13 protein-coding genes are annotated in these 12,551 nt (G+C 65.9%); 11 read left to right on the forward strand and 2 right to left on the reverse strand.

Annotated features, from left to right (window positions below; genetic code table 11):
• Positions 1-100 precede the first annotated feature (100 nt).
• From dnaA to JN302_RS00035, 7 genes are all read left to right on the forward strand, one after another.
• Positions 101-1,639, forward strand: coding sequence for a chromosomal replication initiator protein DnaA (dnaA, locus tag JN302_RS00005; RefSeq protein ID WP_202309508.1), 1,539 nt, complete (start codon positions 101-103; stop codon positions 1,637-1,639).
• 179 nt (positions 1,640-1,818) lie between these two features.
• The gene (gene dnaN, locus JN302_RS00010) at positions 1,819-2,937 is read left to right on the forward strand and encodes a DNA polymerase III subunit beta (RefSeq protein ID WP_202309509.1); all 1,119 of its coding nucleotides are present in this window, start codon (positions 1,819-1,821) and stop codon (positions 2,935-2,937) included.
• 31 nt (positions 2,938-2,968) lie between these two features.
• Positions 2,969-4,102: a DNA replication/repair protein RecF gene (recF, locus tag JN302_RS00015; RefSeq protein WP_202309510.1), complete on the forward strand. Its 1,134-nt coding sequence runs from the start codon at positions 2,969-2,971 to the stop codon at positions 4,100-4,102.
• A gap of 97 nt (positions 4,103-4,199) precedes the next feature.
• A complete protein-coding gene (locus JN302_RS00020) occupies positions 4,200-4,961 on the forward strand; it encodes a molybdopterin-synthase adenylyltransferase MoeB (protein WP_202331175.1) in 762 nt (253 codons plus the stop codon).
• Positions 4,962-4,970: 9 nt separating this feature from the next.
• Positions 4,971-5,456 carry a GNAT family N-acetyltransferase gene (locus JN302_RS00025; protein WP_202331176.1) on the forward strand — a complete coding sequence of 162 codons (486 nt, stop codon included), beginning with the start codon at positions 4,971-4,973 and terminating at the stop codon, positions 5,454-5,456.
• A complete protein-coding gene (locus JN302_RS00030) occupies positions 5,453-6,712 on the forward strand; it encodes an aconitase X (protein ID WP_202331177.1) in 1,260 nt (419 codons plus the stop codon). The genes JN302_RS00025 and JN302_RS00030 overlap by 4 nt, the downstream gene beginning before the upstream one ends.
• 5 nt (positions 6,713-6,717) lie before the next feature.
• The gene (locus tag JN302_RS00035; RefSeq protein ID WP_202334132.1) at positions 6,718-7,128 is read left to right on the forward strand and encodes an aconitase X swivel domain-containing protein; all 411 of its coding nucleotides are present in this window, start codon (positions 6,718-6,720) and stop codon (positions 7,126-7,128) included.
• Between the two features lie 321 nt (positions 7,129-7,449).
• On the opposite strand, the gene JN302_RS00040 is transcribed toward JN302_RS00035, so the two are convergent.
• Positions 7,450-8,451 (reverse strand): 2-hydroxyacid dehydrogenase, encoded by a 1,002-nt coding sequence (locus tag JN302_RS00040; RefSeq protein WP_202309513.1) that lies wholly within the window; start codon positions 8,449-8,451, stop codon positions 7,450-7,452.
• A gap of 161 nt (positions 8,452-8,612) precedes the next feature.
• Here JN302_RS00040 and JN302_RS00045 point away from each other — a divergent pair, with 161 nt between their 5' ends.
• Positions 8,613-9,221 carry an SH3 domain-containing protein gene (locus tag JN302_RS00045; protein WP_202331178.1) on the forward strand — a complete coding sequence of 203 codons (609 nt, stop codon included), beginning with the start codon at positions 8,613-8,615 and terminating at the stop codon, positions 9,219-9,221.
• A gap of 66 nt (positions 9,222-9,287) precedes the next feature.
• On the opposite strand, the gene irrA is transcribed toward JN302_RS00045, so the two are convergent.
• Entirely contained in the window at positions 9,288-9,713 is a 426-nt protein-coding gene (gene irrA, locus JN302_RS00050; RefSeq protein WP_202309515.1) for an iron response transcriptional regulator IrrA, read from the reverse strand.
• 229 nt (positions 9,714-9,942) lie between these two features.
• Here irrA and fabA point away from each other — a divergent pair, with 229 nt between their 5' ends.
• Genes fabA through fabI form a run of 3 tightly spaced genes read left to right on the forward strand, consistent with a single transcriptional unit; the run spans position 9,943 to position 12,547 of the window.
• A complete protein-coding gene (fabA, locus tag JN302_RS00055) occupies positions 9,943-10,458 on the forward strand; it encodes a 3-hydroxyacyl-[acyl-carrier-protein] dehydratase FabA (protein WP_202331179.1) in 516 nt (171 codons plus the stop codon).
• Positions 10,459-10,501: 43 nt separating this feature from the next.
• A complete protein-coding gene (fabB, locus tag JN302_RS00060) occupies positions 10,502-11,722 on the forward strand; it encodes a beta-ketoacyl-ACP synthase I (protein ID WP_202331180.1) in 1,221 nt (406 codons plus the stop codon).
• A gap of 12 nt (positions 11,723-11,734) precedes the next feature.
• Complete coding sequence (fabI, locus tag JN302_RS00065; RefSeq protein WP_202309518.1) at positions 11,735-12,547, forward strand: enoyl-ACP reductase FabI; 813 nt, start codon at positions 11,735-11,737, stop codon at positions 12,545-12,547.
• The last annotated feature ends 4 nt before the right edge of the window (positions 12,548-12,551 follow it).

The following is a 12,551-nucleotide window of genomic DNA, read 5'->3' on the forward strand; positions in this document are numbered from 1 at the left end:
AAAGCGACGGCGGGCCAAGGTCTTGCGAGGAAAAAAGCCGGATACGCGCGGCGGAAGCGCCAAGCCGGCACGAAATGGTACCAACAACGGGGATTGCCAGATGCAGAGCGGCATTGAAAGGGAAGCCAAGGCGGCCTTTCCTTTTGAACGGGAATTTGTCGGAGAGTTCGATGCGGCGAACTCCGAAGCGGCCGAAAAGATCTTCGAACGCGTGAAGACCCAGTTGCGGGCCCGCCTCGGCGGCGAGGTCTATTCGAGCTGGTTTGCGCGCATGAAGCTCGCCGAAGCGTCCAAAGGGCTAGTCAGGGTCTCGGTTCCGACGGCGTTTCTGCGCTCCTGGATCAACGGCCACTATCTCGATCTCGTCACGGAAATCTGGAAGCAGGAACGGCCCGACGTCCTGAAGGTGGAGTTCGTCGTCCGCTCGGCCACGCGCGGCGCTCGGCCCGCGCCCGACGCCGAGGACACAGCGGCCCGCAAGGCGGCGAAGCCCCACACGGCCCTGGGATCGGGGACCCTGGCGAGCGCCCGGCCCGAACGGCCCACGGGCATGCGCCCGAATGCAGCCGAGACCGATGCGCGCCAGCGGCTGCTCGGCTCGCCCCTCGACGCCCGCTATACATTCCAGTCCTTCATCGAGGGCTCGTCTAACCGGGTCGCCTTCGCCGCCGCCCGAGCCGTGGCGGAGCAGGCGCCGAACGCGGTGCGCTTCAACCCGCTCTTCCTCCACGCCACCGTCGGCCTCGGCAAGACGCATCTGTTGCAGGCGATCGCGGCCGAGTCGCTGAAGCGCAACCCGCAGTCCCGGGTCGTCTACCTGACGGCGGAGTATTTCATGTGGCGCTTCGCCACCGCCATCCGCGACAATAACGCGCTGACGCTCAAGGAGCAGCTTCGCGACATCGACCTCCTGATCATCGACGACATGCAGTTCCTGCAGGGCAAGTCGATCCAGCACGAGTTCTGCCACCTGATCAACATGCTGCTCGACAGCGCCAAGCAGGTGGTGGTGGCGGCCGACCGGCCACCGGCGGAGCTGGAATCGCTCGAGCCCAGGGTTCGTTCGCGGCTCAACGGCGGCGTGTCGCTGGAGATGTCCACGCCCGACTTCCCCATGCGGCTGGCGATGCTCCAGCAGCGCCTGGCCGGCGCCAAGGCCGAGGACCAGTCGCTCGATATTTCCGACGAGATCCTGGGCCATGTCGCGCGCACCGTAACCGGATCGGGCCGCGAACTGGAGGGAGCCTTCAACCAGCTCCTCTTCCGCCAGTCCTTCGAGCCGCAGATCACGATCGAGCGGATCGACGAGATCCTCGGCCATATCTACCGTTCGGGCGAACCCAAGCGCGTCCGCATCGAAGACATCCAGCGCATCGTCGCGCGCCACTACAACGTCTCCAAGACCGAGCTTCTGTCCAACCGGCGCACGCGCACCATCGTCAAGCCGCGGCAGGTGGCCATGTACCTGTCGAAGGTCATGACGCCGCGCTCGCTGCCCGAGATCGGCAGGCGCTTCGGCGGCCGCGACCATACGACCGTGCTCCATGCCGTGCGCAAGATCGAAGACCTTTCAGGCGCCGACAACACTCTCGCGCAGGAGCTCGAGCTGTTGCGCCGGTTGATCACGGACCAGGCCTGACGACGACCGAAACTCCGTTATCCCCAGAAAGCCCGCGGAACGGCCTCAAGCCTATCCGCGGGCTTGCGTTCGGGGATGTTTTGCTGTCATTTTGCTTCGATTCTGTGCCATTCGCAGCCTTTCTCGGCATGGCCTATGTCCGGAAATGAAATGTCAGTCTGAAGCGAGATCGGCCCGTCATGCGTGTGGTCCTTGAACGTTCGAACCTCCTGAAGTCCTTGAACCACGTCCACCGCGTGGTCGAGCGGCGGAACACCATTCCGATCCTGTCGAACGTGCTGCTCGCGGCATCGGGCGCCAGCCTGGAAATGAAGGCCACCGACCTCGATCTCGAGATCACCGAGGCGACCGCGGCGGTCGTCGAACAGGCCGGCGCCACGACCGTGCCGGCGCATCTGCTCTACGAGATCGTGCGCAAGCTGCCCGATGGGGCGGAGGTGATGCTCAAGACCGACGAAGACGGCAACGCAATGTCGGTCGTTTCGGGCCGTTCGAGCTTCCGTCTGCAGTGCCTGCCGCAGTCGGACTTCCCGGAGCTCTCGGCCGGATCCTTCTCGCACATCTTCCGGCTCGAATCGCCCGCCCTGAAGGGCCTGATCGAGAAGACCCAGTTCGCGATCTCGACCGAGGAGACGCGTTATTATCTGAACGGTATCTACCTGCACACGCACGAGGCCGGCGGCAAGCTGAAGCTGCGCTCGGTGGCGACGGACGGCCACCGGCTGGCCCGCGCCGAAACCGACGCCCCGGCCGGCTCGGAAGGCATGCCGGGCATCATCATCCCGCGCAAAACCGTCAGCGAGCTGCAGAAACTGGTCGATGATCCGGATGTGCCGGTGACGGTGGAACTCTCCGAAACCAAGATCCGCCTCACGGTCGGCAGCGTCGTGCTCACCTCCAAGCTGATCGACGGCACATTCCCCGACTACCAGCGCGTCATCCCGACGGGCAACGACAAGCAGCTCGTCATCGACCGGCAGAGCTTCGCCGCGGCCGTCGACCGCGTCTCCACCATCTCCTCCGAACGCGGCCGCGCCGTGAAGCTGTCGATCGACGACGGCCAGGTGACCCTGGCCGTCAACAATCCGGACTCCGGCAGCGCGACCGAAGAGCTCGCGGCCGACTATTCCGCCGATGCGATCGAGATCGGCTTCAACGCCAAATATCTGCTCGACGTCACCGCCCAGCTCTCGGGCAGCGAGGCGAAATTCATGCTGGCCGATGCGGGCTCGCCCACCCTCATCTACGATACGGCTGACGACAATACGCTCTACGTGCTGATGCCGATGCGCGTCTAGGGCACACGCAACGTGACCGGCGGTCCGGCCCATGCCGGAACAACAGACCCATATAAGTAAGCTATCGCTTACGAATTTCCGGAACTATTCCGCCGTCACCCTGGCCTTGCGGCCTGGCGCGGTCGTGTTTACCGGCGACAACGGCGCCGGCAAGACCAATCTGCTCGAAGCGATCTCGCTGCTGACGCCCGGAAAGGGCATGCGGCGTGCCTCCTATGCGGAGGTCGCACGCGAAGGCGGCGGCAACGGCTTCGCCGTGCATGCCACGATCGAAGGACCGCTCGGCGCCTGCGATATCGGCACCGGTACGGCGACCGGGCAGGAATCCGGACGCAAGGTGCGTATCAACGGCGCGACGGCGAAATCGGCCGAGGAAATGCTGGACTGGTTGCGGGTGACATGGCTGACGCCGGCGATGGACCAGCTTTTCACCGGACCGCCGGGAGATCGCCGCCGCTTCCTCGACCGGCTCGTCCTGGCCACGGACCCCGGCCATGCGCAGCGCGCCATCGACTACGAGAAGGCGATGCGAGGACGCAACCGGCTGCTTGCCGAGGACGCGCGCGACGGCAGCTGGTTCGAGGCGATCGAAGCGCAGATGGCCGAGATCGGCACGGCCATCGCCGCGGCGCGAGCCGAGGCCGTGCGCCTGCTGTCGGCCATGATGGAGCGCCTGCCTGACTCAGGTCCGTTTCCGCGCGCTTCCGTTGCGGTTTCGGGCATCCTGGAAGACCGGCTCGGCGTCAAGCCGGCGGTCGAGGTCGAGGAAGAGTACCGTGCCTTGCTCCGCGAGGGCAGGTGGCGAGACCGCGCCGCCGGGCGCACGCTCGACGGGCCTCACCGTTCGGACCTGATCGTGCGCCATGCGCCGAAGGACATGCCGGCCGAACTGTGCTCCACCGGCGAGCAGAAGGCCCTGCTGATCGGCATCGTGCTGTCGCATGCGCGTCTGTGCGGCGAGGTCTTCGGCTCAGTGCCGATCCTGCTCCTGGACGAGGTCGCGGCGCATCTCGACGCCGGCAGGCGCGCCGCGCTCTTCGCCATACTGGAAGAACTCGACTGCCAGGCCTTCATGACCGGCACCGACCCCGTGCTGTTCTCCAGCCTGGAGGACAAGGGCCAGTTCCTGACGGTCGCCGGCGGCACCGTGTCCGAAACACGCTGACACATACATCAACGTCCTGAAAGGCGTCGCGTCGAATCGGATGTCGTTGTCCCGAAACCGGTTCCCACGTTCGGGCGACATGCTCTATGTTCGCCACATGAACAGCCCGACCGTCCTGTCATCAGAGGAACTCGAACGTTATGCGCGCCATATCGTGCTGCCGGAGATCGGCGGCCCGGGCCAGCAGCGCCTCAAACGCGCCCGGGTCCTGGTGATAGGCGCTGGAGGCCTCGGCGCGCCGGTGCTCCAGTATCTCGCTGCCGCCGGTGTCGGCACGCTCGGTGTGATCGACGACGACACGGTGTCGCTGTCCAACCTGCAGCGGCAGGTGATTCACGACACCGAAGCGCTGGGGGCGGCAAAGACGCAAAGCGCGGCAGCCGCGCTTCGGCGCATCAACCCCAACACGACGGTCGAGACGCATGAGATGCGGCTCGATGCGGCAAACGCCACGGGGCTCGTCGCGGCCTATGATCTCGTCGTCGACGGCTCCGACAATTTCGAAACCCGCTATCTGGTCGCGGACGCCTGCGCTGAGGCGCAGCGGCCGCTGGTCCATGCCGCCGTCGGGCGCTTCGACGGCTCGGTCACCGTGCTCAAGCCGTACGAAACCGATGCGACCGGCCGCCGGAACCCTTCCTATCGCGACCTCTTCCCCGAACCGCCGCCTGCCGGACTCGTCCCGTCCTGCGCCGAAGCCGGTGTGCTTGGTGCACTAACCGGCGTGATCGGCAGCCTGCAGGCCGTGGAGGCGATCAAGCTGATCACCGGCATCGGCGAACCGCTGATCGGGCGGCTGCTCCTCTATGACGGGCTCGGTGCCCGCTTCGACATCGTCCGCTACAAGAGCCCGGCCTGAGTGTCCGCCATGCAGACCGACGAGATCTCGATCGTTCCCCTGCCCGCGGGCTTCGAGCGCTGGGACGAACTGCTCGGCCTCATTCGCCGGTCCTTCGCCCCGATGGATGGGGTCATCGATCCGCCATCCTCCGCCCATCGGCTGACATCCCTGTCGCTCGAAGCCAAGGCGCGCGAGGAAACAGCCTTCCTCGCCACGGTCGCGGACAGGCTGGCAGGGTGTGTCTTCCTCGCCGATAAGGGCAGCCATCTCTATCTCGGCAAGCTCGCGATCGATCCGGCATTCCAGGGCCAAGGCGTCGGCCGGCGCCTGGTCGAGGCCGCGGAGGATCACGCCCGCAAGCTCGGCCGGACCGCGGTCGAGCTCCAGACCCGGATCGAGCTTGCCGCCAATCACACCGTCTTCGGCAGACTCGGCTTTCGCGAGACCGCGCGCACCGCGCATCCGGGCTACCGGCGGCCGACCACCATCACCATGCGCAAGGAACTCGGGTGAGCGTTGTCCTGACGGCGCAAGAGCAGGAAATCGCCGCCGGCCGCGACGGACCGGGAGCGGCCATGGCCATGCGCATCGTCGCCGACAGCGCCAGTCTTCTGGGTGCGCCGCGGCTGATTCCGATCGTATCGGCGCATATCGACGGTGCCCTCTATCACGGCGATTCGGGCACGCTCATCGCCGAGAAGCTGGTCGAAGGCGGCGCCAGGGTCGTGGTGCGTGCAACCCTCAATGTCGGGGCGCTCGACCTGACGGGCTGTTCCATGGTGCGGCTCGCCGAACCCGCGCGCGGCATGGCGCGCCGCATGATAGACGCCTACCGGGCCCTCGGCTGCGAGCCGAGCTGGACCTGCGCACCTTACCAGGCCGGGCATCGCCCTGCCCGCGGGAGCGACGTCGCCTGGGGCGAATCCAACGCCGTCGTCTTCTGCAACTCCGTGCTCGGCGCACGCACCAACCGCTACGGCGATTTTCTCGACATCGCCTGCGCGATAAGCGGACGCGCGCCCGACCACGGGCTGCACAAGCCCGAGAACCGGCGGGCGACGCTGGCCGTCGACGTCGGCGCCCTGCCCGCCGGATTCCTGCAGTCCGAGATCGCATGGCCCGTGCTCGGCAGCCTGTACGGCCGCGAGGTCGGCAACGCGGTTGGCGTGGTGACCGGGATCGGCCATGATCCGGGCGAGGACGCGCTCAAGGCCTTCGGCGCGGCGGCCGCGTCATCCGGCGCGGTCGGGCTCTTCCACATCGCCGGCGTAACGCCCGAGGCTCCCGACCTGGCCACGGCGCTGGGTGGCATGCCCCCCGAGGCCACGATCACGGTCACGCCGGCCATGGTCCTGGAGGCGCAGTCCAGGCTCTCGACCGCCGGACGCCCCGACAAGATCGATGCCGTCGCCATCGGCAGCCCGCATCTGTCGCTGACCGAATTCGACCGGCTCGAGGCGCAGATCGCGGGCCGGCGCCTCGCCGTGCCGCTCTATGCCTGTACCGGCCGGCACGTGGTGGCGCATCTCGACGCCGAAGGCCGCCGGCGGCGCCTCGAAGCGGCCGGCGTGATCGTCGTTGCCGACACTTGCGTCGTGGTGACCCCGATCCTCGCGGACCATCCCGGCGGCGTGCTGATGACCAATTCGGGCAAGTTCGCGCATTATGCGCCGGGGAATACGGGCTACGAGGTTCTTTACGGATCGCTCGCCGACTGCGTGGAGAGCGCCGTCTCCGGCCGGCCGGTGATCTCGGAGCGTTTCTCGTGACCGCCATGCGCGCCGATATCCTCGTGCCGGGGCCGCCCGCGGAAGGCGAAGGGCTCGCGCTTTCCGCGCCGATCAGCTTCTGGGGTGGGGTCGACCCGAAGTCCGGGCGGATCGTCGACGTGCGCCATCCGCAACATGGTGCGTCGATCGGGGGCTCCGTGCTCTTTCTGCCTGACACGATCGGCTCGTCATCGGCCTCGGCCGTGCTGCTGGAACTCGTCCATTCCGGCAAGGCTCCGGCCGCGATCGTCATGCATAAACCAGATGCGATCCTGCTTCTCGGGCTGATCGTGGCGCGCGAGATGGGATGGGCCGGACCGATCGCGCTCCGCCTCGATCGCGATGCCCATGGCCGGTTCGCCGGGCGGCGCGTTTCGGTCACAGCCGACGGGATGCTGGCTTTGTCCTCGCTGTGAGCTCTATCGGCGCAAAGGATCACGTCTTGATGACCCTCCTTGACGCCGGCAACGGCAGAGCCGATTTTCTGACGCATCGTCTCACCTTCGAAGACCTGCGCCGGCAATATCGGCGGATGGCATTTTTTCTCGGCCATGAGGCCGGTCGGGACATGCAACCCGGCCAAGAAATGTACCGCGCCCGAAAACCGGCCCGTCCTGTAAATTTCCAGTTGTTTACAGGACGAGAACCGATCCTCCAGGCACGAAAGCCAGGCGGGCCGAGGGGCCGCGTCAGCGATCGAGGTCAGGTGGATGCGTCAGCATCCTGTACCGTTGGCATCAGACCCGGTTGGGCAACACGCGGTCGGGTGGCCTGTGGCCGTCGAAGAAGGTGCGGATGTTGATGATCACCTTCTCGCCCATGTCGATGCGGCCTTCGATCGTGGCCGATCCCATATGCGGCAGGATCACCACCTTGCCTTTGGCGGCGAGCTTCAGGAGCTTCGGATTGACGGCAGGCTCGTGCTCGAAGACGTCGAGCCCGGCACCGGCCAGCTTGCCGTCCTGGAGCATCTGGATCAACGCGTCCTCGTCGATGATGTCGCCGCGCGCCGTGTTGACGAGATAGGCAGACGGCTGCATCAAAGCCAGCCGGCGGGCCGACAGGAGATGGAAGGTCGCCGGCGTCGAGGGGCAATTGACCGAGATGATGTCCATGCGGGCAAGCATCTGGTCGAGGCTCTCCCAGTAGGTCGCTTCCAGTTCGTCCTCGATCGCCGGGGCGACATGATGGCGGTTGTGGTAGTGGATCGACAGGCCGAAGGCCTTGGCGCGGCGGGCCACGGCGGTGCCGATGCGGCCCATGCCGACGATCCCCAGGCGTTTGCCCCAGATTCGCCGGCCGAGCATCCAGGTCGGCGACCAGCCGGCCCAATGGCCGTCGCCCTTGAGCACATTGGCGCCTTCGGTCAGGCGCCGCGGCACGGTAAGCAGCAGGGCCATCGTCATGTCTGCCGTGTCCTCGGTGAGCACGTTCGGCGTGTTGGTGACGGTGATGCCGCCCTTGGCGGCGGCGGCCACGTCGATATTGTCGACCCCGTTGCCGAAATTGGCGATCAGTTTCAGATTCGGGCCCGCTTGCGCGATCAGCGCCGCGTCGATCCGGTCGGTGATGGTGGGCACCACGACATCCGCCTCCTTGAAGGCGGCGACCAGTTCCGGCTGGCTCATCGGGCGGTCGTCGACATTCAGCCTGGCGTCGAAAAGCTCGCGCATGCGCGTTTCCACCTGGTCGGGCAGCTTGCGCGTGATGACGACCAGGGGCTTTTTCCTGCCGGCCATTGTTCCCTCGGTTCAGGACCTTGTTCAGACCTCTTTAACCAAGACCGGCCAAACTTGAAACCGGCCTCGGTGTGCCAGCCTGTGTAACAAGCGGCCGGGCCGAAGACAAAGAAAAAGGCGCCTCAACCGGGTGACGGTCAGCGCCGAGCGTGTGTAGAGGTATGAAGGTGTCTGGTTCATTCCGCATGGTTGTCGGCGCGACCCTGCTTTGCGCCGTCGTCGCCGCGCCGGGCATGGCTGCTCCGGAATCACCTGCCATTGCGGCCGCTTCCGGAGCGGCGGCACCCACTCCCCCGACGCCGCCGGCGAGCACACAGGATGTCCCCCGCGGCGCGAGCGGCCTGCCGCTGCCGCGTTTCGTCAGCCTGAAGTCCGGGCGGGTCAATTCGCGCATCGGCCCGGGCCTGAACTATGCCGTCGACTGGATGTATTTGAAGCCCGGCCTGCCGATGGAGATCATCCAGGAATACGACAACTGGCGCCGCGTCCGCGATTCCGACGGCGCCGAAGGCTGGATAAACCAATCGCTGCTGTCCGGACGCCGTACCGGCATTGCCGCGCCCTGGCAGCGGGGCAAGGACGCGCGGATCTCCCTGCTTTCCCGGCCCGAGGAGGGCGCCGGCACGGTCGCTGTGATAGAGCCTGGCGTTATCGGAACGATCCGCAGTTGCAACGGCGAATGGTGCGAGATGAGTTTCGCCGGCCACTCCGGCTGGCTGAGCCAGGGGCTGGTGTGGGGCGCCTATCCGGGCGAGACCATCAAGGACTGACGCCGGCCGCATCGAGCCGGGGCGGCTATACGAGCCTCTCGACGACGGGCGTCGCGATTGCGGCCGTCACCGCTTCGGCCGCAGCCTCACGACTATGTCGACGTTGACGATCTCCATGCCCTCGGGAGGCTCGGGCAGATTGACCACACGCACCGGGCCCTGCTCGATGTCGTAGACCTTGTTCTCGCCTTCGACGAAGAAGTGATGGTGGTCGGAGGTATTCGTGTCGAAATAGGTCTTCGCGCCTTCGACGGCCAGGATGCGCAGCAGGCCGGCTTCGGTGAACTGGTGCAGCGCGTTGTAGACCGTCGCCAGCGACACCGGCACGCCGGCGGCCAACGCCTCCTCATGCAACTCCTCGGCCGACAGATGACGATCGCCCTTGGCGAAAAGCAGATCGGCGAGCGCGACTCGTTGCCTTGTCGGCCTCAGCCCGGCATCACGCACGCGTTTTTCCACAGACACCACTTGCTTTCCTTCGAGCGGATGCATCTATCCGTATTGTCCCTCGCCTAGTCGGATCGACGACCAATTCCCGAGCAGATTATTCTCGACCCTTTGTGACATATATTCGGTCGTCGTCAGGCGATCAAGCGCGGCACGTTGACCGCCGCCGGCTCTCAATATAAGCGCAGACGGCGGTTTCCGGTGACGAACGGACTGTGCTAGGGAACGAGGCCAACAGGGCGTTGCGCCGCCCATCGCGACGGGGAAGATTTTGATGCCGGAACGGAAGAATGCCTTCGGCTACGAGGATTTGCTTGCATGCGGCCGAGGGGAGCTCTTCGGGCCGGGCAATGCCCAGCTGCCGGCGCCGCCGATGCTGATGTTCGACCGGATCACCGAGGTCCAGGAGGAAGGCGGCGAATTCGGCAAGGGGTTCATCCGCGCCGAGCTCGATATCCGGCCGGACCTGTGGTTCTTCCCCTGCCATTTCATCGGCGACCCGGTCATGCCCGGCTGCCTCGGCCTCGATGCGCTGTGGCAGATGAGTGGCTTCTTCCTCGGCTGGCTCGGCGAACCCGGCAAGGGTCGCGCCATTTCGACCGGCGAGGTCAAGTTCACGGGCATGGTGACGCCGGCGACCAAAAAGGTGGTCTACGGCGTAGACTTCAAGCGCGTCATGCGTGGCCGGCTCGTCCTGTCGATCGGTGACGGCTGGCTGCAGGCCGACGGCGAGACCATATACAAGGCCAGCGACCTCAGGGTCGGCCTGTTCAAGCAGGCAGCCGCCTGACGGCCCCGGGCCGCCGGCGCGCGTCGCAACCATGGAGTGATAGATGAGACGAGTAGTAGTCACCGGCCTCGGTATCGTGTCATCCATCGGCAACAACGCCGCCGAGGTCGAAGCCTCGCTGCGCGACGCCCGATCCGGCATCAGCTTCTCCGAGGAGTTCGCCGCCCACGGCTTCCGCTGCCAGGTCTGGGGAGCTCCGACGCTCGATCCGACCGAGCTCATCGACCGTCGCGCGCTACGCTTTCTTTCCAAGGGCGCGGCCTGGAACCATGTCGCGATGGATCAGGCCATCGCCGATGCCGGTCTTGCCGAGACCGACGTGACCAACGAGCGCACCGGCATCATCATGGGTTCGGGCGGCCCGTCGACACGGGCCATCGTCGAGGCCGCGGACATCACCCGCGAGAAGGGCGGTCCGAAGCGCGTCGGGCCCTTTGCCGTGCCGAAGGCCATGTCCTCGACGGCGTCGGCAACGCTCGCCACCTGGTTCAAGATCCACGGCGTCAACTATTCGATCTCGTCTGCCTGCTCGACCTCGGCGCACTGCATCGGCAACGCCTACGAGCTCATCCAGTGGGGCAAGCAGGACATGGTCTTCGCCGGCGGGCACGAGGATCTCGACTGGACAATGTCGAACCTGTTCGACGCCATGGGGGCGATGTCGAGCAAATACAACGACCGCGCCGCAGCCGCCTCGCGCGCCTATGACGTCAATCGCGACGGCTTCGTCATCGCCGGCGGTGCCGGCGTGCTTGTTGTCGAAGAGCTCGAGCATGCCAAGGCGCGCGGCGCCAAGATCTATGCCGAGATCGTCGGCTACGGCGCCACATCGGACGGCTACGACATGGTCGCGCCGTCGGGCGAAGGCGCGGTGCGCTGCATGCGCCAGGCGCTCACCACCGTTCCCGGCCCCGTCGACTACATCAACACCCACGGCACGTCGACGCCGGTGGGCGATTCCAAGGAAATGGCGGCGATCCGCGAGGTGTTCGGCGACAAGATGCCGAACATCACCTCGACCAAGTCGCTGACCGGACATTCGCTCGGCGCCGCCGGCGTCCAGGAATCGATCTATTCGATCCTCATGATGCAGGGCCGCTTCATCGGAGAGAGTGCCCATATCGAGGAGCTCGATCCGGAATTCGAAGGAATGCCGATCGTCCGCAAGCGCATTGACGACGCGCGCATCGACAGGGTGCTGTCGAACTCCTTCGGATTCGGCGGAACCAACGCGACGCTGGTGTTCCAGCGCTACGACGTCTGAGGCTCTTCACACATGGAAGCATTGATGAAAGGCAAGCGCGGCCTCGTCATGGGGGTCGCCAACGACCATTCGATCGCCTGGGGCATCGCCCGCCGGCTCGCCGACCATGGCGCCGCCATGGCCTTCACCTATCAGGGCGAAGCCTTCGGCAGGCGCGTCCGGCCTCTGGCCGACAAGGTGGGCGCATCGCTGGTCCTGCCCTGCGACGTCGAGGACAGCGCATCGATCGATCAGGTGTTCGAGACCCTCGACAAGGAGTGGGGCGGACTGGACTTCGTGGTCCATGCCATCGGCTTCTCCGACAAGAACGAGCTGAAGGGCCTCTATGCGGACACCAGCCGTGAAAATTTCGTCCGGACCATGGTCATCTCCTGCTACTCCTTCACTGAAATCGCCAGGAAGGCCGCCGCGCTGATGTCCGAGGGCGGCAGCATGATCACGCTCACCTATGCCGGCTCGGTCCGTGTCATGCCCAACTACAATGTCATGGGCGTCGCCAAGGCCGCCCTCGAGGCGAGCGTGCGCTACCTCGCCAACGATTACGGCCCGCGCGGCATCCGGGTGAACGGCATATCGGCTGGGCCCGTGCGCACCTTGGCGGGTGCCGGCATCTCCGATGCCCGCTATATGTTCTCCTATCAGCAGCGCAACTCGCCGCTGCGGCGCCCGATCACTCTGGAGGAGGTCGGTGGATCCGCGCTCTATCTCCTGTCGGACCTGTCGTCAGGCGTCACCGGCGAGATCCACTATGTCGATTCGGGCTACCATATCGTCTCGATGCCCACGCTGGATGAGTTGAAGAAGAGCGACGAAGAGCGCGACTGACAAC

It is taken from the genome of Mesorhizobium sp. L-8-3 (assembly GCF_016756615.1).
GTDB lineage: Bacteria > Pseudomonadota > Alphaproteobacteria > Rhizobiales > Rhizobiaceae.

What these genes read in the sequence shown, in the direction of transcription:
- JN302_RS00025 (WP_202331176.1), top strand. Translation starts at nt 4,971, where the DNA reads ATGCAGACCGACGAGATCTCGATCGTTCCCCTGCCCGCGGGCTTCGAG.
- recF (WP_202309510.1), top strand. Translation starts at nt 2,969, where the DNA reads ATGCCGGAACAACAGACCCATATAAGTAAGCTATCGCTTACGAATTTC.
- fabI (WP_202309518.1), top strand. Translation starts at nt 11,735, where the DNA reads ATGGAAGCATTGATGAAAGGCAAGCGCGGCCTCGTCATGGGGGTCGCC.
- JN302_RS00035 (WP_202334132.1), top strand. Translation starts at nt 6,718, where the DNA reads ATGCGCGCCGATATCCTCGTGCCGGGGCCGCCCGCGGAAGGCGAAGGG.
- fabB (WP_202331180.1), top strand. Translation starts at nt 10,502, where the DNA reads ATGAGACGAGTAGTAGTCACCGGCCTCGGTATCGTGTCATCCATCGGC.
- irrA (WP_202309515.1), bottom strand. Translation starts at nt 9,713, where the DNA reads ATGCATCCGCTCGAAGGAAAGCAAGTGGTGTCTGTGGAAAAACGCGTG.
- fabA (WP_202331179.1), top strand. Translation starts at nt 9,943, where the DNA reads ATGCCGGAACGGAAGAATGCCTTCGGCTACGAGGATTTGCTTGCATGC.
- JN302_RS00020 (WP_202331175.1), top strand. Translation starts at nt 4,200, where the DNA reads ATGAACAGCCCGACCGTCCTGTCATCAGAGGAACTCGAACGTTATGCG.
- dnaA (WP_202309508.1), top strand. Translation starts at nt 101, where the DNA reads ATGCAGAGCGGCATTGAAAGGGAAGCCAAGGCGGCCTTTCCTTTTGAA.
- JN302_RS00040 (WP_202309513.1), bottom strand. Translation starts at nt 8,451, where the DNA reads ATGGCCGGCAGGAAAAAGCCCCTGGTCGTCATCACGCGCAAGCTGCCC.
- dnaN (WP_202309509.1), top strand. Translation starts at nt 1,819, where the DNA reads ATGCGTGTGGTCCTTGAACGTTCGAACCTCCTGAAGTCCTTGAACCAC.
- JN302_RS00045 (WP_202331178.1), top strand. Translation starts at nt 8,613, where the DNA reads ATGAAGGTGTCTGGTTCATTCCGCATGGTTGTCGGCGCGACCCTGCTT.